Here is a 23,215-nt window from a genome sequence, read left to right on the forward strand (position 1 = left end):
CCATGGCAAAGCCTCCCAAAAAGCAGCGCCTGTCGGTGTATCTCGAACCAGACGTCATGAAGGCGCTCGCCGCGCACGCCGCCCGGCGTGATCAATCCCTTTCGCTGATCGCGGAAGCCGGCATCGCCTCCTTCCTGTCGCCCGATGCTGCCGAACGGCAGGAGGCCGCAACAACGAAGCGGCTCGACCAGCTCGACCGGCGAATGGCGCGGATGGAGCGCGACCTTGGCATCGCCGTCGAAACCCTCGCCGTGTTCATCCGCTTCTGGCTGACGACAAACCCGCCACTACCGGAGCCCGCGCAGGTCGCGGCCCGTGCCAAAGCCGGTGAGCGCTACGAGGCGTTCGTCACCGCGCTCGGTCGGCGACTCGCGCAGGGACCGAAGCTGCGACAAGAGATTGCAGAAGACATCCCCCTTGCGGCTGAAGAGAAATAGCCGGCGGTGGCCCATGTCGATCTCCGGGCGTCCTCTGGATCGCCTAATGTGCTAAGTACGATTAGGACAGCCCGGATAAGCTGACGACATCCTCGTATCTTTATTCGGTGCTACGCAGCCCGATAACTGCCCTTTGATCGATCAAGCGCGCGCTATTAGGCTTTCAAGAACACGTCGCAATGATCGTGCACCCTGCATCCCCCTCTTGGTGACGTTAGACCCGTCCAGACCGGCATTCGACATCGCGCTTGCGAACATCTCCATGTCCTCCTGCTCGACTGCCGAGAGGTGATCGACCGTCTCGCCGGTGATCATTGTCCCGAAATAGCCGAGTGATCGGCTCGCACCACTGGCGTTCTTCAAAGCTTCGCTCAGCGCCGGTACGTCCATGCCGCACCCGTCCGCCAGTGCGACTATGTCTGCAATCGCGGCTTGATTCATGATCATGAGCGCGTTGTTGAAGAGCTTGGCATACTGACCACTGCCGTGATCGCCCATGTAGAATACGCTTTTGCAATAGCTCAAGAACACTGGGCTACTTCGCTCGGCGACGTCCACTGAGCCACCGACGAATGTCGTCAATCGACGTTCCTCCGCGCCGGAGCGACCACCGCTCACCGGCGAGTCCAACGCGTTTATTCCTTTCATCTTGCAAAGCTCGGCCACACGCGCAGCGTGTCGCGGCAGTCCGGTTCCGTGATTGATGATGACGGCATCAGCTCTAAGGCCCGCGATCAACCCTGATTGCAGAACCTCCAGCACATCTTCATCGCTGCGAACGCAAAGCGCCACGAATTCACATTGTTGAGCAAATTGTTCCAAGTTCTTATGCTGGGTGTGCTGCACGCTGCTTAACTGAGCATAAGACGCTGGGTTGCGCGCCCATACATGCAGATCGTGGCCGGCCCCGGCTATGGCCACCGCCATCGGCAACCCCTGATCGCCGAGCCCAACGAACCCCACCTGCAGTTTGGCATTGCTCACATCAGGCTCCATCTGACTACGGCCGAGTAACCAAGCAACGCCGGTGCAGCCCTAACCCGGATGCTCATCTCGACAGGTCGGCACGAGCTCACAGGTTGAATCCCCCAGTGACTTCCAGGCGCTGCCCGGTCATCCACCGTGAACCGTCGCTGCACAGGAACGAGACGACGCCGCTGATATCGTCAGCCTGACCCAAGCGCCCCATGGCCGTCTGACCGATGATGAAGGATTGCGCCTGCGGATTGCTACGGATTGTGGCGTTGTTGAAGTCGGTCACGATGCCGCCGGGAGCCACGGTGTTCGACCTGATGCCGCGCGGGCCATATTCCTTGGCCACGTAGCGCGAGAACACTTCGATGGCCCCCTTGCACGCGCCATAGGTGGCGTAGCCAGGCACGATGTACCGATCACCAGCCGCGGTTATGAAAACGACGCTTCCCTGATCATTCATCGTGGCCAGTATCTTCTGCGTCAGGAACACCACGCTCTTGAAATGAACGTTGTTGAAAGCATCGAAATCCTCGAAAGTCAGACTTTCGATCGGAAGGTTCTTGCCGAAACCTGCATTGTTGACGAGATAATCCAATCTGGCGCTTGCAAAACCACGCTCGAGAATAGCTTGGCAGTTCTCAACGAAGCGGTCCAATTCTGCTGGCTCGGCAAGATCTAGCCTCAGCGCGGTCGCCGTTCGCCCCAATGACCGGAGATCCTCCACAACCGCGTTCGCTTCGTCGTCATTCGAGCGATATGTCAGCACCACATCGATACCCGCCCGTCCGAGCGCCAGCGCGATCTCCTTGCCGATCCCGCGATTACCACCAGTGACAAGTGCTGTTTTGATTTCGCTGTCGTTTGGCATTAAAACCCACCTTTTCGTTTGATTGATTTGTCCATGAATCGTCGAAGCCTTGGTCACCGACTCTCGTGGCACGGACGATCAGATCCTCCGGTTCGAGCGAGATGCTTCGAAGTCTGGAACTAAGGGTAAGCCTCGCCGGCACCCACCAGTAGAGGGGTGGCCAAGGACAGGGCCGTTCATTTAAGCGAACAGTACCGTAGCAAGCCAGAGTTCTCACCCAGCAAAACGGACCGATTGTTCGCCCGAGCGAACGGGGATGTGCGGGCGGCTGCCGGTTATTCAGCCCGGCCCGATGATCTAAACCTTAACGGTTCGCCAAGCTCGATGCCGCGCGCCGTCGTGCCGGGGAGTGTTTGCCAGATTTGAAGTGGACGACAAAATGCCATCACAGGGTACAGAGCAGGCCCCAATCAGGGATCCGCGAGAAATTATCCGCAATGAGCCGATGTCGACCAGCCAGATCAACGGCATCATCATTACTGGACTGCTATCTGTCGTCGACGGCTATGATCTTCTCGCAACGGCTTTCGTCGCGCCCGCACTGGCAACGGAATTCGGCGTAGGTCTTTCTGGCTTGGGCATCGTTCTCTCGTCTGGACTAACGGGCACGCTCTTCGGAGCCTTCCTCCTCGCGCCGTTCGCCGACGCCATCGGGCGCAAACCGATCGTCCTGATCAGCCTATTGATCATGGTTATCGGCATGGCCGCCTCCGCCGTTACCACCTCCCTGACCCAGTTGGCGGCGACACGGCTGTTCGCCGGCGTCGGGATTGGAGCGATGATGGTGATCGTCAACCCCATCGCCGCAGAACTTGCCAATGAACGGCGCCGGCCATTCGCGATCGCGATCAAGTCGATCGGATTTCCGATCGGAGGCGTACTAGGAGGCCTCGTGGCGGCGCTAACCGCAACGTATGGATGGCAGATCGTGTTTATCGTCGGCGCAGCGGCGGGCCTTGCGTTGGTGCCGGTGGTCATCTGGCTGCTTCCGGAGTCCATTGAATACCTAATGGAGAGACAGCCTCGCAACGCGGTGGGAAGGATCAACGCAATCCTTACGCGCTTTGGTCATCGACCGATCGATCGCCTGCCGGCCCCGCCCGATAACGCGCGCACTCCTTACCTTGCCATCTTTCAGAAGAAGCATATCGCTGGAACGCTCTGTGCCTCGGCCTTCAGCTTTCTGACCTGGGTCGCGATCTTCTTCTTCCTGAGCTGGCAAACACAAATGCTGGTCGCCGCCGGTTTAGACCCCACAACGGCAGCAGCGATCTCCGGATCGAGCAGCTTTTCAGGAGCAGTGGGCGTACTTTTCTTCGCCTTCATCGCAAGTCGTGTCGACGAGCGACGGATTTCGGTCATATCTGTACTCGGCCTCGGGCTTTCGCTGATATTGTTCGGTCTGGTACCCGCGAGCTTGTGGTGGCTGGCCCTGGCGGCTGCGCTGGTCGGCGCGGCAATCACGGGCGCGACCGTCGCGCTCTATGTGGTCACGACATCGGCGTTCGAAAGCCGGATGCTTGCGACGGGTTCCGGCTTCGTTATCGGCGTCGGCCGGATCGGAAGCGCGGTCGCTCCCGCTTTCGGAGCGATATTGTTCGACCAACAGTTCGACCGCGCATGGGTTACCGGCATCATGGGGGCCGCCGCGCTTATCGCGGCCTTGATTATGTGGAAGATGCCACGCCGCGCCTCAAAGTAAGTTCGGACGCGACGGTTTGGCGGTGTCTTCTCCCCATGAGCGCTGCCGCCCTCTACGAAAAATTGCCGGCCCCGGCCTTGAGGAAATCGATGAACGCCCGTAGAGGCGATGGCACAAGCTTGCGGCCTGGGTAATAAAGATACGGGCCAGTGAACCACTGCCACCAGGGCTCAAGCACCGGCTGAAGGTCGCCGCTGTCGAGATGTGGCCGCAACCAGTCCTCGAAGAGATAAACAACACCCAGTCCCGCAACCGCCGCCGAGACGCCAAGGTCGACGGCGGTACCGGCGCTGTAAATCAGCTGACCCTTAGGCTCGATCCGGCAAACCTCGTCGTTCTGCTCATATTCCCAGATTTCCAGGTTGCCGCTACCGAACCTTCCCCTTAGACATTCATGGTTCATCAGGTCGCGGGGATGCTCCGGTCTTCCATGCTGCTCGAGATAGGACGGCGATGCAGCAGTTGCGAAGCGTTGCTCGCGCGGCCCTATTGGGATCGCGATCATATCCTGCTCAAGGCGGTCGTCGTAACGGATCCCAGCATCGCATCCGGCCGTCAGGACGTCGACAATCCCTGTCTGCGCGACGACCTCGACAACGATATCGGGATATTTCTTGAGAAAGGGCGGAAGGACGTGCGGAAGGAAGAGGCGTGCCGCATTCGCCGGAACATTGAGCCGCAATATTCCGGCAGGTTGATCCCTTGATGAGGCCACGTCCTTCAAGGCGTGATCCAACTCCTCGAACGCGGGCGCAGCCCGTTCGAGCAGCCGCTGTCCTTGTTCGGTCGGAAGAACGCTTCGCGTAGTGCGGTGAAGGAGGCGAACGCCGAGCCGGGTTTCGAGGCGTCGAACCGCTTCACTCAGCCCGGATGGGCTGGATTCCAAAAGCCTGGCCGCCTCGCGAAACCCGCCCGCCCTCGCCACAGCCGCAAACGCTTTCAGTTCTCCCAGTTCATCGCTCACAGCCAATCCTTCTGATAATCTGCACTCCATTGGTCAGCGCCAGACTATGCGCGCAAAACTATATGGTGACGATGCCTAGCATTTGACTGTGCGATTTTTCGAACAGGGTCGTCCCCCCGCGGCCGCTTATTCCCGCCGATCCGGCACGTTACATTGGTTGTCATGCACCATCACGACGCCACCGGACCATCTGCGATGCCCGCTCGGCGCGGGCCGATCCCGGCTCGTGTCACCAACCTTGCTGGAGACCGTGGGTGATGAATGTTTGAGGCAGTCCGAACCTTTACACTTGGCGTCGTCTTGTCGCTGGCCGCGACCGCATGTTCGGCCGAGCAGCAGACGTCCAACGCCACTGAGCGTAGCGCGACGAAGCTGATCGCCCTTACGTACGACGACGGGCCGACCGAGTTTACGCCGCAGCTCCTCGATATCCTCAAAGCGCATAAAGCTCGGGCGACGTTTTTTCCGACCGGTTCAAGCGTCCAGTCCGCGCCCGCCATCATGCGCAGGATCGCGCTCGAAGGTCACGCCGTCGGCAATCACGCCATCAGCCATTCGCGCCTGACGTCGCTCTCTGTCGAAGCGGCCCGCGCTGAAATCGAAGAGGCAAACGCAGTTCTGACGAGGTTGACCGGGCAGCGACCCATCGTTTTCCGACCGCCCTATGCCGCGATGAACGACGCCGTGACCAGCATCGTCCGCGAGAACGGCCTGTCCGTGATTTTGTGGAGCATCTACCCCGAAAGGCTGGCATTCAGTGCGGCGACGGTTCGAAGCCGCGTTGTCGATCACGCGCGCGATGGCGACATCGTCTTTCTGCACGACACCTCCGCGCAAACCATCGACGCCACAGAGGCGATCGTGAAAGATCTTTCCGCCAGGGGTTTTGAGTTCGTCACCGTCCCGGAGCTAATCCGACAACGCGGAAACCTTGTACCCGGCGTCACTTACGAATCGGGCGGTAGCACCGAGCGATAGCACCAGATCCCGTGCCGCAGGAGCCTTCTCAATCTGACAACGAATGACACGTTTTAGGAGCATTGCATGAGTACCATCCTCGTTACCGGCGGAACTGGCTTCATCGGCGGTTGGACAATCGTCGAATTGCTCAGGCGCGGCTACGAGGTGCGCGCCACGATCCGCAGCCCGGATAAGGAAGGCTGGCTGCGAACGCAGATCGCATCGCAGATTGACGCCGGGAACCGGCTGTCATTTGCGGTTGCGAATCTCACGAAGGATGAGGGTTGGGACGCGGCAGCCCAAGGGTGTGAACACGTGTTGCACATCGCCGCTCCCGTGGGGGTCGACGCGCCTCGGGATCCGGCGGCACTCATTGTCCCTACCAGGGATGGGGCGTTGCGCGTGTTGCGCGCTGCCTGCCGCGCAGGCGTCAGCCGTGTCGTCATGACCTCGGCGATCGAAGCTTGTCGGCCGCTCATGACCGCGCCGGACGGGCTCTACGATGAAAGCCGCTGGACCGACACCAATGACCCCCTCATTGGCCCCTACCGTCTCGCCAAGACGCTTGCCGAGAAAGCGGCATGGGATTTCATCGCAAGTCAATCCGGCGCGACGAGGCTGACCACGATCTTGCCCTCGGCCATTCTCGGACCGGTCTTCAGCGCCGAGTACGAACACTCCCTGGTGCTGATGAAGCGGTTGTTGAGCGGCAAGCCGCCGGCAGTACCGCGGATCGGGTTCTGCGTGGTGGACGTTCGAGACGTCGTCGACCTGCACATTCGTGCCATGGAGGACGCCGATGCTGCCGGACAGAGGTTTATCGCCGCTGGTAACTGGATGTGGATGGCGGACATCGCCGCGACACTTCGCAATAACCTGGGCGACGCCGCGAACCGCGTGCCGACCCGCACGCTGCCAAACTTCGTTCTAAGGATCGCTGCGCTGTTCGACCGGCCCGTGAGATTTGTCGTGCCTCTGCTCGATCGACAACACATTTTCACATCTGCCAAAGCCGGAGCAAGGCTCGCCTGGCAGCCACGCCCCGCCGCGACCACAATCATTGACGCTGCGCAGAGCGCTTTGGCACTCGGCGTTGTGTAGCCGGCAAGAGCGCCGATCGCGATCAACTCCAGCTTTCGAGATGACCGGGATGATCGGACGCAATCACAGTTAATCCCGACTGCTTGAAAAAGAATTTTGCGTGACCGATGATTATGCCGCGATCAATAATTTGAACCATCGCTTCATCAAACTGTTGGATCAGCGCGACTACACAGATCTTGCCAAGCTCTTCGTCCATGGGCGCTCACGATCTCTAAGGCCTAACGATCCCAATATTTCTGATTCTTCTGCTCATCCCCGATCCAAGGTCGCGGATTGTGGTCCTGCAAGACCACGGGGACGACTTGGCGGCAACTGACGAGAAACCGGAAGCGATCCTCATGGAATCCGCATGCTGTGGGCGCCCCTTTGGGCGACGATCGCCCGGTTTCTGGTCTCTAAGCTCTCGCTGGTGCCTTGAGCGTTGGAAGGATAAGATCGATAACTCCGTTCAGCGCAACCAGTTGTTCGCCAGCGGGCCCGCCAGACGCGACCAAATTCGGATGGTGAAAGCGGAAGGTTGCATCGAGGACAATCGTGGCTGTCGAAAATGCGTCTCCAACACCGGGTAACGTATCGTCGACCAGTCCATCGTTAAGAATCTTCGCCAGTTGCGACGTTAGCCTCTCTGAATGGTCTTTCAGGACAGCAGGCGATTCCTCTACGACATGTATCGCAGCGGCCAACATCTCAGCGTCATCAGTAATTTTCCGTTGTTTGATAACGGCAAGCACCGTTAGCCATTCCCTGAAGCGAGCGTCCGCCGGACCCTCCTGTGTAGCAATAGCGTTCGTCTGATCGGAGACGCGGTCAAGCCAGCGTTCGATCACCTCCGCCCGCAGCGCTGACTTGCTAGGGACATGCCTATACACGTTCCCGTGGCTCATCTTCAGTACCCGAGCAACATCGACGACGGTCAGCTTTTCAAGGCCGTGGCGACGCAAAAGGGTTTCGGCAGTGTCGAGGATGCGAGTACGCATGGCGCCCGCATCCTTGTCGCTCTGCTCCATGTCCCTTGATGGCGCAAACTTGCGCATGACGTCGAGGCCTATGTTTGCGGAGCGCCGAACGGCGGCTCCGGATTGACGTTCGAAAGTTCGGGAAAACTTCTACCCCGCATAATGGCTACGAGGTCAGTGCGCCATATGACGGGTTCCTTGAACCTCGTCGGTCGGAACCGCTGCCTCAATTGCAGCCAATGCAGTCGACGACAGCCGGAGTGGTGCCGCGAGCGCTTCCGCGAGTCGCTCGGGGGTGCGGGCGCCGATCAAGGGAATGATATCGTCCCCTTGGCTCGCGACCCAACCTATTGCCGCCTGTGCTGCACTGATGCCCTCGCTCTGCGCCACTGCGGCGAGCGCTGCCGCAAGCAGCTCATTTCTGGTGAGATTCTCACCCTGAAAGCGCGGATAGTAGGTACTGCGAACATCCCCGTCGCCGCTTCCCTTGCTGCCGGTAAGCAGGCCTCGGCTCAGCACGCCATAAGCGGTGATGCCAATTCCCAACTCGCGGCAAACCGGCAAGACGTCCTGCTCCATGTCGCGGGACATGATGCTGTACTCGAATTGCAGCGCCGTTATCGGATGCGTGCTGTACGCGCGGCGGATGGTCTCAGCATCGACATTGGTAATGCCGACGTGACGGACATAGCCTTGCTGGACCAGCTCGGCGATGGCGCCAATCGTCTCTTCGACCGGCACAGCAGGGTCCAGTCCAGTCTGATAGAGATCGACATAATCCGTTTCCAGCCGTTTGAGGGTATACGCCAGCGCGGTTTTGACCGCGGCTGGCCGAGCATCGATACCCATGAACGCGCCATCCGGACCGCGCTGCGCGCCGAATTTCACCTGAAGGAACGCCTTGTCACGTTGCCCGCGAAGCCCCTCGGCGAGCAACATCTCGTTATGGCCCATTCCATAGAAGTCACCTGTGTCGAACAGAGTGACGCCGGCTTCGAGCGCTGCGGCGATCGTGGCAAGCGATGCCTTGCGATCGCTACGCCCGTAGAACTCGGACATTCCCATGCAGCCCAGCCCCAAAGCCGAAACGATCGGGCCTTTCGTTCCGAGCGAGCGTATCTCAGTGGCCATTGTGACCTCCAGGTTGTTTGAACCCATTCCGTATAGTCCAAACCGTGACAAATGACAATATCGCGATTATGTCATTTGTCATTGCGGCGAAGCTAGGACGGTTTCCATGATCTAGCCGCAAGCCGCTAGCTCCGTGATGGGGGGACGGCTGATACCGAAAGTTCTGCGTGAAACGACAGCATCAATAGAAGCTCCGCCGTTTCCACGTATTTGCACGCCACAGTACGACGACCACATGTTGGTTGTTGTCAGACCATAATTTCTGCCTCTTCTACTCATCCCCGATCCAGGGCCGCACTTCGCGGACCCGCAAGAGAACGGGGACGACGTGGCGACCACTCACCAGAAATCGGAGGCGATCCTTCGCGGTGCCCGCATGCTGCGCACGGCCCTGGGGCCGGCGATCGCCCGGTTTCTGGAAGATCCCGCGATCGTCGAGGTGATGCTCAACCCCGATGGGCGGCTCTGGATCGACCGGCTTTCCGAAGGACTTTCAGATACGGGTGAAGTGCTGTCGCCTTCGGACGGCGAGCGGATCATCCGTCTCGTCGCCCATCATGTCGGCGCGGAGGTTCATCCCGGCGCCCCGCGTGTGTCGGCTGAGCTTCCCGAAACGGGGGAAAGATTCGAGGGGCTTCTGCCCCCTGTCGTTTCCGCGCCGGCCTTCGCGATCCGCAAGCCCGCCGTCGCGGTTTTCACCCTCGACGACTATGTCGCCGCCGGCATCATGGCCGCAGATCAGGCCGCGACCCTGAGCCAGGCCATCGCCGACCGCCGCAACATCCTCGTCGCCGGCGGCACATCCACCGGCAAGACGACCCTCACCAACGCACTGCTCGCGGAGGTCGCCAAGACCTCCGACCGCGTCGTGCTGATCGAAGACACCCGCGAGCTGCAATGCGCCGCCCCCAATCTGGTGGCGATGCGCACGAAAGACGGCGTGGCTTCGCTTTCCGACCTCGTCCGCTCATCCCTGCGCCTCCGCCCCGACCGCATCCCGATCGGTGAGGTGCGCGGGGCCGAGGCGCTCGATCTGCTGAAGGCCTGGGGCACCGGCCATCCCGGTGGCGTTGGCACCATCCACGCCGGCACCGCCATCGGCGCGCTGCGCCGCATGGAGCAACTCATCCAGGAAGCCGTCGTCACCGTCCCGCGCGCGCTGATCGCCGAGACGATCGATCTGGTAGCCGTGCTGTCCGGTCGCGGCGCGTCGCGCCGGCTCGCCGAACTCGCCCGCATCGAGGGACTCGGCCCCGACGGCGACTACCACGTCACCCCCGCAAGCCAACCCCTCACCGGAGACCCGTCATGATCAAGCATGCCCTGCGCATCCGCCGCCACGTCGCCACGGCGGTATCCGTCACCTTCGTCTCGCTGGCATTGGCTCCGGCAGCCCACGCCTCCGGTTCCTCGATGCCGTGGGAAGCGCCGCTGCAATCCATCCTCGAATCGATCGAGGGGCCAGTGGCCAAGATCATCGCGGTGATGATCATCATCATTACCGGCCTGACGCTGGCCTTCGGCGATACGTCGGGCGGCGCGCGCCGCCTGATTCAGATCGTGTTCGGCCTGTCCATCGCCTTCGCCGCATCCAGCTTCTTCCTGTCGTTCTTCTCGTTCGGCGGCGGGGCGCTCGTCTGATGGCCGAGGGCGCGGACCATGGCGGCGAGCTGCCTGGTTTCTCGGTTCCAGTTCACCGGGCGCTGACCGAGCACATCCTGCTCGGCGGCGCGCCGCGCTCGCTCGCCATCCTGAACGGCACGCTGGCGGCAGCCCTCGGCCTCGGCCTGCGCCTCTGGCTGGTCGGTCTCGGCCTCTGGGCCGTCGGGCATTTCGCGGCCGTATGGGCAGCCAAGCGCGATCCGCAGTTCGTCGATGTCGTGCGCAAGCATCTGCGCATTCCCGGCCACCTGTCGGTCTGAGGAGGAACGCCGATGATGAACCTTGCCGAATATCGCAACCGCAACACCCGGCTCGCCGACTACCTCCCTTGGGTCGCTCTGGTCGGCGAAGGCATCGTGCTGAACAAGGATGGGAGTTTGCAGCGCACGGCGCGCTTCCGCGGCCCCGATCTCGACAGCGCCGTACCGGCCGAGCTGGTCGCAGTCGCAGGCCGTCTCAACAATGCCTTCCGTCGCCTCGGCTCCGGTTGGGCGATCTTCGTCGAGGCGCAGCGCCATGGCGCCGCCACCTATCCGGCCAGCATGTTCGCCGACAGCGCTTCCGGCCTGGTCGATGCCGAGCGCAAGGCCGATTTCGAGGAAGCCGGGGCGCACTTCGAGTCCAGCTATTTCCTGACCTTCCTCTATCTGCCGCCGGCCGAGGACGCCGCCCGCGCCGAGACCTGGCTCTACGAGGGCCGCGATCATGCCGGCGTCGATGCGCACGAGGTCCTGCGCGGCTTCGCCGACCGCACCGATCGCATCCTCCAGCTCATCGACGCCTTCATGCCGGAATGCGCCTGGCTCGATGACGGTGAGACGCTGACTTATCTGCACTCAACCGTCTCGACGAAGCGGCACCGCGTCCGCGTCCCCGAGACACCAATGTACCTTGACGCGCTGCTCGCCGACCAGCCGCTGACCGGCGGGCTGGAGCCCCGCCTGGGCGATGCGCATCTGCGCATCCTCACCATCGTCGGCTTTCCGACCGCGACCACGCCCGGCATCCTCGACGAGCTGAACCGCCTGGCCTTTCCCTATCGCTGGTCGACCCGCGCCGTCCTCCTCGACAAGACCGACGCGACGAAGCTGCTGACCAAGATCCGGCGGCAATGGTTCGCAAAGCGCAAGTCAATCGCCGCCATCCTCAAGGAGGTGATGACGAACGAGGCGTCGGCGCTGGTCGACACGGATGCGTCCAACAAGGCGGCCGATGCCGACATGGCGCTTCAGGAACTGGGCGCCGACTATGCCGGCCAGGCCTATGTGACCGCGACAATCACCGTCTGGGACGATGATCCGCGGATCGCCGCCGAGAAGCTGCGGATGGTCGAGAAGGTCATCCAGGGCCGCGACTTCACCGCGATGCCGGAGACCATCAACGCCGTGGATGCCTGGCTCGGCTCGCTGCCCGGCCATGTCTACGCCAATGTCCGGCAGCCGCCGATCAACACATTGAATCTCGCCCACATGATCCCGCTCTCGGCGGTGTGGGCGGGACCGGAACGGGACGAGCATTTCGATGCACCCCCACTGCTTTACGGCAGAACCGAGGGCTCGACCCCGTTCCGGCTTTCCATCCATGTCGGCGACGTCGGCCACACGCTGATCGTCGGCCCCACGGGCGCCGGGAAATCCGTTTTGCTCGCGCTGATGGCGCTGCAATTCCGTCGCTATGCGCAATCCCAGGTCTTTGCCTTCGACTTCGGCGGATCGATCCGGGCGGCCGCCCTCGCCATGCGCGGCGACTGGCATGATCTCGGCGGCGGCCTGACCGAAGGATCGGACGACAGCGTGTCGCTCCAACCGCTGGCCCGCATCGACGACGTCGCCGAGCGGGCCTGGGCCTCCGACTGGCTGATCGCGATACTCGGGCGCGAGAGCGTGCCGGTCACGCCCGAGGTGAAGGAGCATCTCTGGTCGTCGCTGACATCGCTGGCCTCGGCGCCGGTCACTGAGCGCACGCTGACCGGCCTGTCGGTCCTCCTTCAATCCAACGACCTGAAGCAGGCGCTGCGACCCTATTGCGTCGGCGGACCCTACGGACGCCTGCTCGACGCCGAGGCCGAGCATCTGGGCGAAGCCAACGTCCAGGTCTTCGAGACCGAAGGATTGATAGGCACCGCCGCCGCCGCCGCCGTGCTCGCCTATCTTTTCCACCGCATCGAAGACCGCCTGGACGGTCGCCCGACGCTGCTGATCGTCGATGAAGGCTGGCTGGCGCTGGATGACGAGGGCTTCGCCGGTCAGCTGCGCGAGTGGCTGAAGACGCTGCGCAAGAAGAACGCCAGCGTCATCTTCGCCACGCAGTCTCTCTCCGACATCGACGGCTCGGCGATCGCGCCGGCCATCATCGAGAGCTGCCAGACCCGCATCCTGCTGCCGAACGAACGCGCGATCGAGCCGCAGATCACCGCCATCTACCGCCGCTTCGGCCTCAACGATCGCCAGATCGAGATCCTCGCGCGGGCGATGCCCAAGCGCGACTATTACTGCCAGTCCCGGCGCGGCAACCGGCTGTTCGAGCTGGGCCTGTCGGATGTGGCGCTGGCGCTTTGCGCCGCCTCATCGAAACAGCACCAGGCGCTGATCGCCGAAGTCCATGCCCGCAGCGGCACCGATGGCTTCCTCGCCGAGTGGCTTGGCGAAAACCGGCTCGGCTGGGCCGCAGACCTCATCGCCGACCTCACCAACGTCACCCCCCAAACCGATCCGGAGGCACGCCCATGACCCGTCCGATTCATTCCCGCTCACGCGCGCTGCGCATGTCCGCCGCGCTCCTCGCCGCGCCGCTCGCGCTGTCGCCGATCTTCGCGCCGCCCGCGGCCGCGCAGTGGATCGTCTACGATCCGACCAACTATGCGCAGAACGTGCTGACAGCCGCGCGCACGCTCCAGCAGGTCAATCAGCAGATCACTCAGCTCCAGAACGAAGCCACCATGCTGATCAACCAGGCGCGCAATCTGGCGAGCCTGCCATATTCCTCGCTCCAGCAGCTTCAGCAGTCGGTGCAGCGCACGCAGCAGCTCCTGCAAGAGGCGCAGGGCATCGCCCTCAACGTCCAGCAAATCGACCGGGCGTTCCAGACCACCTATGGCAACGCATCGATGTCGGCCTCGGATCAGCAGCTCGTCGCCGGTGCGCGTGAGCGCTGGCAGAACACTGTCGGCGGGCTGCAGGACGCCATGCGCGTTCAGGCCGGTGTGGTCGGCAACATCGACACCAACCGGACCGAAATGTCGTCTCTGGTCGGGCAAAGTCAGGGCGCGACCGGCGCTTTGCAGGCAACGCAGGCCGGCAACCAGCTCCTGGCGCTTCAGGCTCAGCAGCTCGCGGATCTGACCGCCGTCGTTGCCGCCAACGGCCGGGCACAGAGCCTGTCCGAGGCGGAACGTGCGGCCGCGGCCGAACAGGGCCGCGAACAGCGCCGCCGGTTTCTGACGCCGGGCACCGGCTACCAGCCCGGCAACGCCCGCATGTTCCCGAACGGCAACTGAGGGTGCTGGCCATGGACGGCAAGATGCTCGCCCGGCTCGGCGCCGTCGTCTTCATCGCAGTTGCGATCACCGCGACCGCGATCGAGATGAACCGGAAGGAGGAAGCCCCGGCCGAGTGGCCGTCCGGTCGCGCCACTCAGGCACAAATGGACCCGCTTCGCGATGAACTGATCCGCTGCCAGTTGCTTGGCGAAGCCGGACCACGCGATCCGGGATGCCTCCGAGCCTGGGCAGAGAACCGTCATCGCTTTCTCGCGCCTGGCGCCCGTCCGATGGAGCGCCTTCCCGAACCGCCTCCGCCGAATGCGATTCCGCGCGAAATCCCTGAAAATCCGATCCGCCGCGAGAGCGCGCCCCAGCTTGACGAGGTTCGGTAGCATTATGGGCAGCACCGGCGTCATCGACCACTTTCTCGAAGTCTTCACCCGCTACATCGACAGCGGCTTCGGTCTCCTCAGCGGCGAAGTCGCCTTCATCGCCACCACACTTATCGTCATCGACGTGACCCTGGCGGCCTTGTTCTGGTCATGGGGCGCCGACGATGACATCCTGGCGCGGCTGGTGAAGAAGACGCTGTTCGTTGGCGTCTTCGCCTACATCATCGGCAACTGGAACAACCTCGCCCGGATCATTTTCGAGAGCTTCGCCGGCCTTGGCTTGAGAGCCAGCGGCACCGGGTTCACGACGGCCGATCTGATGCGGCCCGGCAGGGTCGCCCAAACCGGGCTCGATGCCGGACGGCCGCTGCTCGACTCGATCTCCAGCCTCATGGGCTACTGGTCGTTCTTCGAGAACTTCATCCAGATCGCCTGCATGTTCCTCGCTTGGGCGTTGGTGCTGCTCGCCTTTTTCATCCTCGCCATCCAGCTCTTCGTCACGCTGATCGAATTTAAGCTGACGACGCTCGCCGGCTTCGTGCTGATCCCGTTCGGCCTGTTCGGTAGATCCGCCTTCATGGCTGAGCGTGTGCTCGGCAACGTCATTTCCTCCGGCATCAAGGTGCTGGTTCTCGCCGTCATCATCGGCATCGGCTCGACATTGTTCTCCGAATTCACCTCCGGCTTCGGTGGCCAGAACCCGTCGATCGACGAAGCCATGGCTATCGTGCTTGCCGCGCTGTCTCTTCTGGGTCTCGGCATCTTCGGTCCCGGCATCGCCAGTGGTCTCGTCTCCGGCGGCCCGCAGCTCAGCGCCGGCGCCGCGGTCGGAACTGGCCTCGCCGCAGGCGGCATGATCGCCGCCGGAGGCGCTGCGGTCGGCGCCGCAGCCGGAGGCGTCGGAGCCCTTGCTGGCGGTGCGGCCGCTGCCGCCCGTGGTGGCGCGGCGGTCGCCGGCGGAGCATCCACCGCCTACAGCCTCGGCGCGGCCGGTCAGTCCGGTGCGGCCGGCGTCGCTTCCGGACTCAGCGGCATCGCCCGTGCCGGCGGCAGCGCCGCCGCCTCTCCACTGCGTCGCGCGGCCTCGCGCGCTGCCGAGAGCATGCGCTCCAGCTTCAACGCCGGCGGCAAGGCCGCCTTCGAGGCGACGGGCGGCACCTCCACCGCGGGCTCGATCGGCGGTGACGCGGCCGGTGACGGCGCCGCTGCCGCCGGTTCCGCGAATGCCGGCGGTCCGCCGGCATGGGCGCAGCGGATGCGCCGCTCCCAGCGCATGACCCATGCCGTTCAGGCCACAGCCCACGCCGTCCGCTCCGGCGACGCCCACGGCGGCGGCTCCTCCGTCAATCTTTCCGAAGGCGATCGCTGATGTTCAAACGACCCTCCACCCACTACGGCAAAGCCTCCGAGCCGGAGACGCCCTATCAGCGCGCCGCCCAGGTCTGGGATGAACGCATCGGCGCCTCGCGCGTGCAGGCCAAGAACTGGCGGCTGATGGCCTTCGGCTCGCTGATCCTGTCGGCCGGATTCGCCACCGCGCTCGTCGTACAATCCGCGCGCGGAACAATCGTGCCCTGGGTCGTGCAGGTCGATCGCCTCGGTCAGGCTCAGGCCGTTGCGCCCGCAGAGGCCGACTACCGGCCAACCGATCCGCAAATCGCCTTCCACCTCGCGCGTTTCATCGAGCAGGTCCGCTCGATCCCGGCCGACGCGATCATCGTCCGACAGAATTGGCTGCGCGCCTATGACTTCACGACCGATCGCGGCGCCATGGCGCTCAATGACTATGCCCGGTCCAACGATCCTTTCACACGCGTCGGCCGCCAGCAGGTCGCCGTCGACGTCTCCAGCGTCATCCGCGCGTCGCCCGACAGCTTCCGCGTCGCCTGGGTCGAGCGCCGATACGAAAATGGCCAGCTCGCCGAGACCACACGCTGGACTGCGATCCTGACGATCGTCGTGCAGATCCCGCGCAATGCCGACCGGCTCAGGGCGAACCCGCTCGGCATCTACGTCAACGCCATCAACTGGTCACGGGAGCTTGGTCAATGAAGCCGTCTTTCCGTAAAGCCGGAAACCCGGCTTCACACACATTCGTATTCCCGGCTCTTCGTAAAGCCGCATTCCCCATGGTCCTGCTGGCAACGTCGGCGCTCGCGGGCTGCGCGACCACCAATCCGCCGCCCGAGATATTCTACGACAATGCGGCTCCCGCCGTGCAGACGGTCGACCCGCCTGCGCCGGTCACGGTGGTCGAACTGCCCCGGCCGCTGCCGCTTCCCGGCCAGTTGCAGCGCGTGCCGGAGACGCGCCGCGCGCCAGAGCCGACCGACCCAACGGCGCGGGTCAACCAGGCCAATGCCGCTGCGCGTATCCAGCCGGTGCGCGACGGCTTCATCAACTCCATGCAGGTCTACCCCTGGACCCAAGGGGCGCTCTATCAGGTCTATACCGCCGTCGGGCAGATCACCGACATCGCGCTGCAACCCGGCGAACAGCTCGTCGGCGCAGGGCCTGTTGCGGCCGGCGACACCGTGCGGTGGATCATCGGCGATACCGAGAGTGGCTCGGGCGCCACGCGCCAGATTCACATCCTGGTGAAACCCACCCGGGCCGACCTGATGACGAACCTCGTCATCAACACCAATATGCGAACCTATCACATGGAATTGCGCTCGACCGAGCGCACCTACATGGCGTCGGTCTCCTGGCAGTACCCGCAGGACCAGCTCATCGCGCTGCGCCGGCAGAACGCAGAGGCGCAGGCCGCTCAGCCGGTGGCAAGCGGCGTCGATCTCGCCAACGTCAATTTCCGCTATGCGATCGAGGGCGACCGTGCGCCGTGGCGGCCGCTCCGCGCCTTCGACGACGGCCGCCAGGTCTTCATCGAGTTTCCGCGCGGCATCGGTCAGGGCGAGATGCCGCCGCTCTTTGTCGTCGGTGCCGAAGGCAACACCTCCGAACTGGTGAACTACCGCGTCCGCGGCCACCACATGATCGTCGACCGCCTGTTCGCGGCGGCCGAGCTGCGCTTCGGCTCCGGCGATCGGCAGCGGCGAGTCCGCATCACCCGCACCGACGGGAGGCCCGCATCGTGAGTGAGACCCCGCCCCGGAATGAGGAAGTGCCGGACGAGGATGCACAGCCCTTGACCGGCGAGCCCGTCGGACCCGTGCCAATGCGTCTGCGCGCGGAGCCACCGCGCGTCACCCGGCTATCGCGCAAGGTCCTCGCGGGAATCGGCCTCGTCGCCAGCGTCGGACTCGGCGGTGCTCTCGTTTATGCGCTTCAGACCCGTGATGGCGGCCGGCCGAACGACGAACTCTATTCGACCGAAAACCGCTCCACCGCTGACGGGCTCGCCGGCCTGCCGCGCGACTATAGCGGAGTGCCACAACTCGGTCCGCCGCTTCCCGGAGATCTCGGCCGGCCAATCCTCGGTTCGCAAGACCGGGGACAACCCGTACCGACACCTGGCATTGCCACGCCCAATCCGGGCATCAGTCCAGAAGAGCAGCGCCGCCTTCAGGAGATCGAGACCGCGCGCACCAGCCGCCTCTTCTCCGGATCGGAAAGCCGGGGCGCACCCGCTGCGACTGGGGCTATCCCAGCACTCCCGCCAGCGCCGGATCTGGCGAGCCTTGGCCTTGCTCCGTCGCCGGCCACGCCCTCAGCGCAGGATCGCCAGAACGCCTTCCTGAACGCGGCGGCCGATCGCAGGACGGTCGCGCCCGATCGCGTAACTGCGCCAGCGTCACCAAACATCCTTCAGGCCGGCGCCGTGATCTCGGCGGCGCTGATCACCGGAATCCGTTCCGACCTTCCGGGCCAGATCACCGCGCAGGTGACCGAGAATATCTACGACAGTCCGACAGGCCGCATCCTTCTGGTGCCCCAGGGCACGCGTGTGATCGGGCAGTACGACAACAATGTGCAGTTCGGGCAAAGCCGCGTGCTGCTCGTCTGGAACCGGCTGATTCTCCCGAACGGACGCTCGATCGTCCTTGAGCGCCAGCCTGGCGCTGACGCCGAGGGGTTCGCCGGACTACAGGACGGCGTCGACTATCATTGGTGGGATCTCGCCAAGGCGGCAGGCCTTTCGACGCTGCTCAGCGTCGGCGCCGAACTCGCCGTCGACAATGACGATCGCCTTATCCAGGCGATCCGCAATGGCGGGCAGGATACCATCAACGACGCCGGACAGCAGATTGTGCGGCGCCAGCTCAACATCGCCCCGACTCTGACGATCCGGCCGGGCTTCCCGGTCAGGGTCATCGTCACACGGGATCTGGTGCTCGAGCCTTACGGAGGACAATAATGGCTAAGCTGAAGCTGGGGCCGCTGCCCGACGATAAGCCAGTGAAAATCACTCTCGATCTGCCTGCGCCGCTTCATCGCGATCTCGTCGCTTATGCCGAGGCCCTGGCAAACGAAAATGGCCAACCAGTCGCGGATCCCATACGTCTGGTTGTCCCAATGCTGGAGAGATTCATTGCGACGGATCGCGGCTTTGCCAAGGCTCGGCGAAGCTAGCTAGTTCCGCCACGCCCGCGGCAGGGCCGCGGGTATAGCTGCCAATTCCGCGGTCGCCAAGATTGCCGACGTCACGAGCTTTCGCCGAGGACCAGGGCGACGAACGCCCGCAGGTCGCTCAGCATCAGGTCCGGCTCCTCCCAAGCGGCGAAGTGGCCGCCCGACGGCATGTCGCTCCAGTGCACGATGTCGTAGGTCTTCTGTGCAAAGGAGCGTGGCGGCGGGATGAATACGGGGTCGGGGAAGGCGGCGACGCCGGTCGGCACCTTGATGCGCGTTCCAGCGGGAAACTTGTTCGACTTTTCGAGGCGCCGGCCCTGATAGATCCAGGTCGCGGTGACGACCGAGGACGGCGCGACGTAGAGCATGATGTTGGTGAGCAGCTCTTCTTCGCAGAACTTGCTCCAGATGTCCGGGCGGCCATCGGGCGCCACCGGGAGATCGGCCCACTTGCCGATCTTCTCGAGCATCCAGCCGGCCGCGCCGACGGGGCTGTCGGCCATCGCCGCGCCGAGCGTTTGCGGGCGCGTCCCCTGCTGGTGACTGTAGCCGCTCTCCAGCTCCAAGAGTTCGTCCCGTTTGGCGACGAATGCCTTTTCCGCGTCGCTCGTCGGTGCGGCATCCTCCGCGTGTAGGTTGACCATGTTGAGGTGGATGCCGAGCAGCGCGTCGGGCCGGTCGTGCGCCATCCACGCGGCGATGGCGTTACCCCAATCCCCGCCCTGGACGATGAAGCGCTCGGCACCGTAAAGCTCGCCCATCAGCCCGTTCATCAGCGCCGCGGCCCGCCGCGGCCCGACGAGGCCGGTGATCGGCTTCGAGAAAGCGAAGCCGGGCAGCGACGGGACGACGACGTCGTGACCGTCCGCCACCAGCGGCTCCAGCAGCGGCTCGAACTCGAGATACGAGCCTGGCCAGCCGTGCAGGAGTAGAAGCGGCGGCTTCGAGCCGTCGCCCTTCAAATGCACGAAATGTAGGTGCTCGCCGTCGATATCCGTCATGAAATTCGGAAGCCGATTGAGGCGCCGCTCGACGGCACGCCAGTCGTAGACATCCCGCCAATAGGTGACGAGCCGCTGGAGGTCGGCGACCCCGACGCCCGATCGCCAACCTCCCGCGTCGGGAAGCTCGCTCCAGTCGTAGGCGGCGACCTTGCGCGCGATGGTCGCGAGCCGGTCGTCGGAAATCTCGATCTTGTAGGGCGTCGCCATCGCCGTCTCCTCGCTCCGCCGCCGCTCGCCGCGTGACGCCCGTTGGCCGCTCGAAAGGCCGCCGCCGCCGCGGCATCCGAATGCTTGCGGCTGCATCGTCTCGCGTGACACAAAATTAACTCGTCTTATTACAATGAAAAGGCGGCTGTTGAAAACGCTGCCTCGGATCGCGGAAGCCCGCACCGACCCAGATCTGCACGCCGCCATCCGGCAAGCCTTTACCCGCTTCACCTCTGACGAGTGCCGCAACTATCCCGCCGCCGCAGGCTACGACGCCTATGACCCAACTTGATCGGAAACAGCTCTAAAGCCGCAGCCAGATGCAGCAAGCCTACGGCGATGTTCCGGTCAGATCGCAAATTGGTAGCTTACCGGAACGAAGCGGAAGCCAGAGTCCAGCGGCTCGACAAAACCGACCGATGGGTGCGGCATATGATAACCGATAAAGGGCACCCTGTCCGCCGCCAGCATGCCGAAGATTTTCCTGCGGGTCTCGGCTGCGGCTGTTTTATCCATATCGAATGCGACTTCCCAATCCGGCTTCTGCAGTGAGGCTACAAAATGGTTCGCAGTATCTCCAGTCAGGAGCAGATTGCGGCCTTCCGACTCAACCATGAAAACCATATGGCCCGGCGTGTGGCCGGCAGCGGCCATGCCAGTAACTCCACCCGTCACGGTCTCATTGTCGTCAATAAAAGCCATCTTTTCCGCAAACGGCAGAACCTTGGCATTTACCGCTGCCACATGATGAACTGGTGTGTCGGCACCATCTGCGGACGTCCAGAAGTCCCACTCGCGTTGCCCGGTGACATATCGGGCATTGGCGAATGCAGGCTGATCACCTTCCATCAAGCCATTGATATGATCAGCATGCAGGTGCGTGATAACAACGATGGTGACGTCAGACGGCGAATACCCAGACTCAGAAATGCGCCTCATGAGGTGGCCCGAGCCCGCCCCGCGCCCTTCCGGCCCCATGCCGGTATCAAAAAGGACGAGTTCGGTGCCAGTATTCACCAGCACTGGGTTAAACTGGCCCATCATCCGATTGGCCGGCAGGAAGTTCGCCTCCATGAGCGCCTCAACATCAGCTGCCTGCTGGTCGGCGCCGAAGATTGGATGCGGCCCGTCGACCAGGCCCCCTCCATCGAGGATGGTGGTGATCTCGAAATTGCCCATGGTGAAGCGATGAAATCCGGCGTTAGCGACATCCGGCCTTTGAGGCACGGCGGCGAAGGCGGCGCGCGTCATGATTTGTGGGGCGGCTAGCGCTGCCGCGCTGGCCAACGCTCCCATCTTGAACAGTGAACGGCGATTGAAAGGCATGCAAAGTCTCCTTTGAGAATAGGGTTGAGCGGTTCCGCTCATCGGAAGTCCGCTACCTCACGCGCTCAAATTCGATGGCAATCCTCGTTCCGTCCGGGCGCTGGAAATTCTCAGTCATCCGGTCGCCAGAGACTACAAGGGTCAGCTCACGTCGCGTCCGCGTATCTCCAACCCAGTTCGGGAAGGTGGCGCCTTCGACTATGTTGCCACTAAACACTCCGTCCTCATCCACACTGTATGTCCCAAACATGCCGATGCTTCGGGACATGGCAGCCCGATTCTCAACATCGGTACCCTCACCACGCACATTGGACGCAAAGCGAGGCGTATCGGCGTCCGTAAGAACTTCGACGAAATGCATATCCGGTGTGAAGACAAGCATACCGCTCGGCCGCTCGCCGTAAGCAGGAACATTTCTGCCTTCCGGATCGATCTGCGCTGACACCATACGCCAAGTGCCGACCACTTGGTTCGACGGAACCGTTTGCGCATGAGCGCTGACCGCGGTGACCCCCATCAGGATCGCTAGAAGCATCGGACGCACGATCATTTTTCTTCCTTCCTATCGCAGTGTCTGAATGAGCCTCGACCAGGCGTGATGGCCTTCCGGTCACGTCGCAGTTGTTCGAGACACGCTCGGACCAAGTGTCAGGCGTCCGGGCGATCGGCCGAAAACGCGACATCGCGCTGCGCTTCGATTGCGGCAAGGCGCTGCGCCAAACCTTGGGAAATCGAACCGTAAGCGGTGCTACCCAACGCCAGACGAAGGGGCGGACTGGCGCTGTCAGCAGCGGCAATCATCGCAGTTGCGGTGCGGGTCGCGTCGCCCTTCAGTACGAAGCCGCCGCCGTCGATCGCGCGGCGTATCTCGCCGGCGGGCGTATTGTCGTAGACCTCCATCGGCGCGGGACGCACAAGGCCCGCTCCGAAGTTCGTGGCCGTGGGACCGGGCTCAGCGATGATGAAATCGATCCCGAAGGGCGCGACTTCCTGCGCGACGGCTTCGACGAAGCCCTCGATGCCCCACTTCGTCGCGTGATAGAGGCTGAAGTTCGGATACGCGATCTGCCCGCCTTCCGACGACACTTGAACGATGCGCCCACCACCCTGACGTCGCAGATGCGGCAATGTTGCGCGGATGAGCTGGATCGAGCCAGTCAGATTGGTAGCAATCTGATGGTCGATCTGGGCGTCGCTGACTTCCTCGGCCGCGCCGAACAGCCCGTACCCGGCATTGCTGACGACCACGTCAACCCGTCCCATGCGCTCGAACACGCTATCGATGATGGCACGCAGGCCGTTGGTGTCCGTCAAGTCGAGCTTGTTCACGAGGAGATTGTCGCCATGCCTGTCCTGAAGATCGGCAACGGCCGCTTCTTGACGGACTGTGCCGACGACGCGATCGCCTCGGGCAAGAAGCTGCTCGGCCAGTTCACGGCCCAGGCCCGATGACACGCCAGTAATGAACCAAGTTTTTGCCACGAATAATTCCTTCGAAAGTTGCTCCCTTGAT

25 protein-coding genes and 1 pseudogene are annotated in these 23,215 nt (G+C 63.1%); 16 read left to right on the forward strand and 10 right to left on the reverse strand.

Translation table 11 applies throughout. The annotated features are described in order from the left end of the window. Positions 1-2 precede the first annotated feature (2 nt). Positions 3-437: a CopG family transcriptional regulator gene (locus tag ABFT80_RS06705; protein WP_347971098.1), complete on the forward strand. Its 435-nt coding sequence runs from the start codon at positions 3-5 to the stop codon at positions 435-437. Positions 438-578: 141 nt separating this feature from the next. Here ABFT80_RS06705 and ABFT80_RS06710 read toward each other — a convergent pair whose 3' ends face one another. Beyond that, positions 579-1,421 carry an NAD(P)-dependent oxidoreductase gene (locus ABFT80_RS06710; protein WP_347971099.1) on the reverse strand — a complete coding sequence of 281 codons (843 nt, stop codon included), beginning with the start codon at positions 1,419-1,421 and terminating at the stop codon, positions 579-581. Positions 1,422-1,509: 88 nt separating this feature from the next. Continuing rightward, positions 1,510-2,337 (reverse strand): SDR family NAD(P)-dependent oxidoreductase, encoded by an 828-nt coding sequence (locus ABFT80_RS06715; protein WP_347971100.1) that lies wholly within the window; start codon positions 2,335-2,337, stop codon positions 1,510-1,512. Positions 2,338-2,725: 388 nt separating this feature from the next. Here ABFT80_RS06715 and ABFT80_RS06720 point away from each other — a divergent pair, with 388 nt between their 5' ends. Next, complete coding sequence (locus ABFT80_RS06720) at positions 2,726-3,982, forward strand: MFS transporter (protein ID WP_347971101.1); 1,257 nt, start codon at positions 2,726-2,728, stop codon at positions 3,980-3,982. Positions 3,983-4,034: 52 nt separating this feature from the next. Here the strand turns inward: ABFT80_RS06720 and ABFT80_RS06725 are convergent, their stop codons facing one another. Continuing rightward, complete coding sequence (locus ABFT80_RS06725) at positions 4,035-4,946, reverse strand: LysR family transcriptional regulator (protein WP_347971102.1); 912 nt, start codon at positions 4,944-4,946, stop codon at positions 4,035-4,037. A gap of 261 nt (positions 4,947-5,207) precedes the next feature. On the opposite strand from ABFT80_RS06725, the gene ABFT80_RS06730 reads away from it, so the two are divergent. Next, entirely contained in the window at positions 5,208-5,924 is a 717-nt protein-coding gene (locus ABFT80_RS06730) for a polysaccharide deacetylase family protein (protein ID WP_347971103.1), read from the forward strand. A gap of 66 nt (positions 5,925-5,990) precedes the next feature. Beyond that, positions 5,991-7,007: an NAD-dependent epimerase/dehydratase family protein gene (locus ABFT80_RS06735; protein WP_347971104.1), complete on the forward strand. Its 1,017-nt coding sequence runs from the start codon at positions 5,991-5,993 to the stop codon at positions 7,005-7,007. A gap of 22 nt (positions 7,008-7,029) precedes the next feature. On the opposite strand, the gene ABFT80_RS06740 is transcribed toward ABFT80_RS06735, so the two are convergent. The 3 genes from ABFT80_RS06740 to ABFT80_RS06750 form a co-directional block, all read right to left on the reverse strand. Beyond that, positions 7,030-7,206, reverse strand: a complete 177-nt coding sequence (locus ABFT80_RS06740; RefSeq protein WP_347971105.1) for a hypothetical protein — start codon at positions 7,204-7,206, stop codon at positions 7,030-7,032. A 199-nt stretch (positions 7,207-7,405) separates the two neighbouring features. After that, on the reverse strand, positions 7,406-8,044 hold the full coding sequence (locus ABFT80_RS06745; protein ID WP_347971106.1) for a TetR family transcriptional regulator: 639 nt from the start codon (positions 8,042-8,044) through the stop codon (positions 7,406-7,408). A gap of 96 nt (positions 8,045-8,140) precedes the next feature. Next, on the reverse strand, positions 8,141-9,097 hold the full coding sequence (locus ABFT80_RS06750; protein ID WP_347971107.1) for an aldo/keto reductase: 957 nt from the start codon (positions 9,095-9,097) through the stop codon (positions 8,141-8,143). Positions 9,098-9,425: 328 nt separating this feature from the next. On the opposite strand from ABFT80_RS06750, the gene trbB reads away from it, so the two are divergent. From trbB to ABFT80_RS06805, 11 genes are read left to right on the forward strand one after another with little or no spacing between them, the layout of a single operon-like run. Then, positions 9,426-10,409: a P-type conjugative transfer ATPase TrbB gene (trbB, locus tag ABFT80_RS06755; RefSeq protein WP_347971108.1), complete on the forward strand. Its 984-nt coding sequence runs from the start codon at positions 9,426-9,428 to the stop codon at positions 10,407-10,409. After that, positions 10,406-10,738, forward strand: coding sequence for a TrbC/VirB2 family protein (locus tag ABFT80_RS06760; RefSeq protein ID WP_347971109.1), 333 nt, complete (start codon positions 10,406-10,408; stop codon positions 10,736-10,738). Before trbB ends, ABFT80_RS06760 begins: the two co-directional genes overlap by 4 nt. Beyond that, the gene (locus tag ABFT80_RS06765) at positions 10,738-11,019 is read left to right on the forward strand and encodes a VirB3 family type IV secretion system protein (protein WP_347971110.1); all 282 of its coding nucleotides are present in this window, start codon (positions 10,738-10,740) and stop codon (positions 11,017-11,019) included. Before ABFT80_RS06760 ends, ABFT80_RS06765 begins: the two co-directional genes overlap by 1 nt. A gap of 12 nt (positions 11,020-11,031) precedes the next feature. Then, complete coding sequence (gene trbE / locus ABFT80_RS06770; RefSeq protein ID WP_347971111.1) at positions 11,032-13,488, forward strand: conjugal transfer protein TrbE; 2,457 nt, start codon at positions 11,032-11,034, stop codon at positions 13,486-13,488. Then, positions 13,485-14,255 (forward strand): P-type conjugative transfer protein TrbJ, encoded by a 771-nt coding sequence (gene trbJ, locus ABFT80_RS06775; protein WP_347971112.1) that lies wholly within the window; start codon positions 13,485-13,487, stop codon positions 14,253-14,255. The genes trbE and trbJ overlap by 4 nt, the downstream gene beginning before the upstream one ends. A gap of 11 nt (positions 14,256-14,266) precedes the next feature. Beyond that, positions 14,267-14,632, forward strand: a complete 366-nt coding sequence (gene trbK-alt / locus ABFT80_RS06780; protein ID WP_347971113.1) for a putative entry exclusion protein TrbK-alt — start codon at positions 14,267-14,269, stop codon at positions 14,630-14,632. 4 nt (positions 14,633-14,636) lie between these two features. Next, positions 14,637-16,001 carry a P-type conjugative transfer protein TrbL gene (trbL, locus tag ABFT80_RS06785; protein WP_347971114.1) on the forward strand — a complete coding sequence of 455 codons (1,365 nt, stop codon included), beginning with the start codon at positions 14,637-14,639 and terminating at the stop codon, positions 15,999-16,001. After that, complete coding sequence (gene trbF, locus ABFT80_RS06790; protein ID WP_347971115.1) at positions 16,001-16,684, forward strand: conjugal transfer protein TrbF; 684 nt, start codon at positions 16,001-16,003, stop codon at positions 16,682-16,684. Before trbL ends, trbF begins: the two co-directional genes overlap by 1 nt. Beyond that, a complete protein-coding gene (trbG, locus tag ABFT80_RS06795) occupies positions 16,681-17,730 on the forward strand; it encodes a P-type conjugative transfer protein TrbG (protein ID WP_455189888.1) in 1,050 nt (349 codons plus the stop codon). Before trbF ends, trbG begins: the two co-directional genes overlap by 4 nt. Then, positions 17,727-18,950 (forward strand): TrbI/VirB10 family protein, encoded by a 1,224-nt coding sequence (locus ABFT80_RS06800; RefSeq protein WP_347971116.1) that lies wholly within the window; start codon positions 17,727-17,729, stop codon positions 18,948-18,950. The genes trbG and ABFT80_RS06800 overlap by 4 nt, the downstream gene beginning before the upstream one ends. Then, a complete protein-coding gene (locus ABFT80_RS06805) occupies positions 18,950-19,165 on the forward strand; it encodes a DUF2274 domain-containing protein (RefSeq protein WP_347971117.1) in 216 nt (71 codons plus the stop codon). Before ABFT80_RS06800 ends, ABFT80_RS06805 begins: the two co-directional genes overlap by 1 nt. Before the next feature lie 71 nt (positions 19,166-19,236). On the opposite strand, the gene ABFT80_RS06810 is transcribed toward ABFT80_RS06805, so the two are convergent. Further along, positions 19,237-20,376 carry an epoxide hydrolase family protein gene (locus ABFT80_RS06810; protein WP_347971118.1) on the reverse strand — a complete coding sequence of 380 codons (1,140 nt, stop codon included), beginning with the start codon at positions 20,374-20,376 and terminating at the stop codon, positions 19,237-19,239. 148 nt (positions 20,377-20,524) lie between these two features. Here ABFT80_RS06810 and ABFT80_RS06815 point away from each other — a divergent pair. Beyond that, positions 20,525-20,668 (forward strand): annotated as a pseudogene (locus ABFT80_RS06815) (IS630 family transposase); the annotation flags it as partial. 56 nt (positions 20,669-20,724) lie between these two features. On the opposite strand, the gene ABFT80_RS06820 reads toward ABFT80_RS06815, so the two are convergent. From ABFT80_RS06820 to ABFT80_RS06830, 3 genes are all read right to left on the reverse strand, one after another. Then, complete coding sequence (locus tag ABFT80_RS06820; protein ID WP_347971119.1) at positions 20,725-21,702, reverse strand: MBL fold metallo-hydrolase; 978 nt, start codon at positions 21,700-21,702, stop codon at positions 20,725-20,727. A gap of 52 nt (positions 21,703-21,754) precedes the next feature. Beyond that, complete coding sequence (locus ABFT80_RS06825) at positions 21,755-22,252, reverse strand: lipocalin-like domain-containing protein (protein WP_347971120.1); 498 nt, start codon at positions 22,250-22,252, stop codon at positions 21,755-21,757. Between the two features lie 98 nt (positions 22,253-22,350). Further along, entirely contained in the window at positions 22,351-23,184 is an 834-nt protein-coding gene (locus tag ABFT80_RS06830; RefSeq protein ID WP_347971121.1) for an SDR family oxidoreductase, read from the reverse strand. Between the last annotated feature and the right edge of the window lie 31 nt (positions 23,185-23,215).

This window comes from Foliimonas ilicis (assembly GCF_039939195.1).
In the GTDB taxonomy this organism is placed as follows: domain Bacteria; phylum Pseudomonadota; class Alphaproteobacteria; order Rhizobiales; family Rhizobiaceae; genus Foliimonas; species Foliimonas ilicis.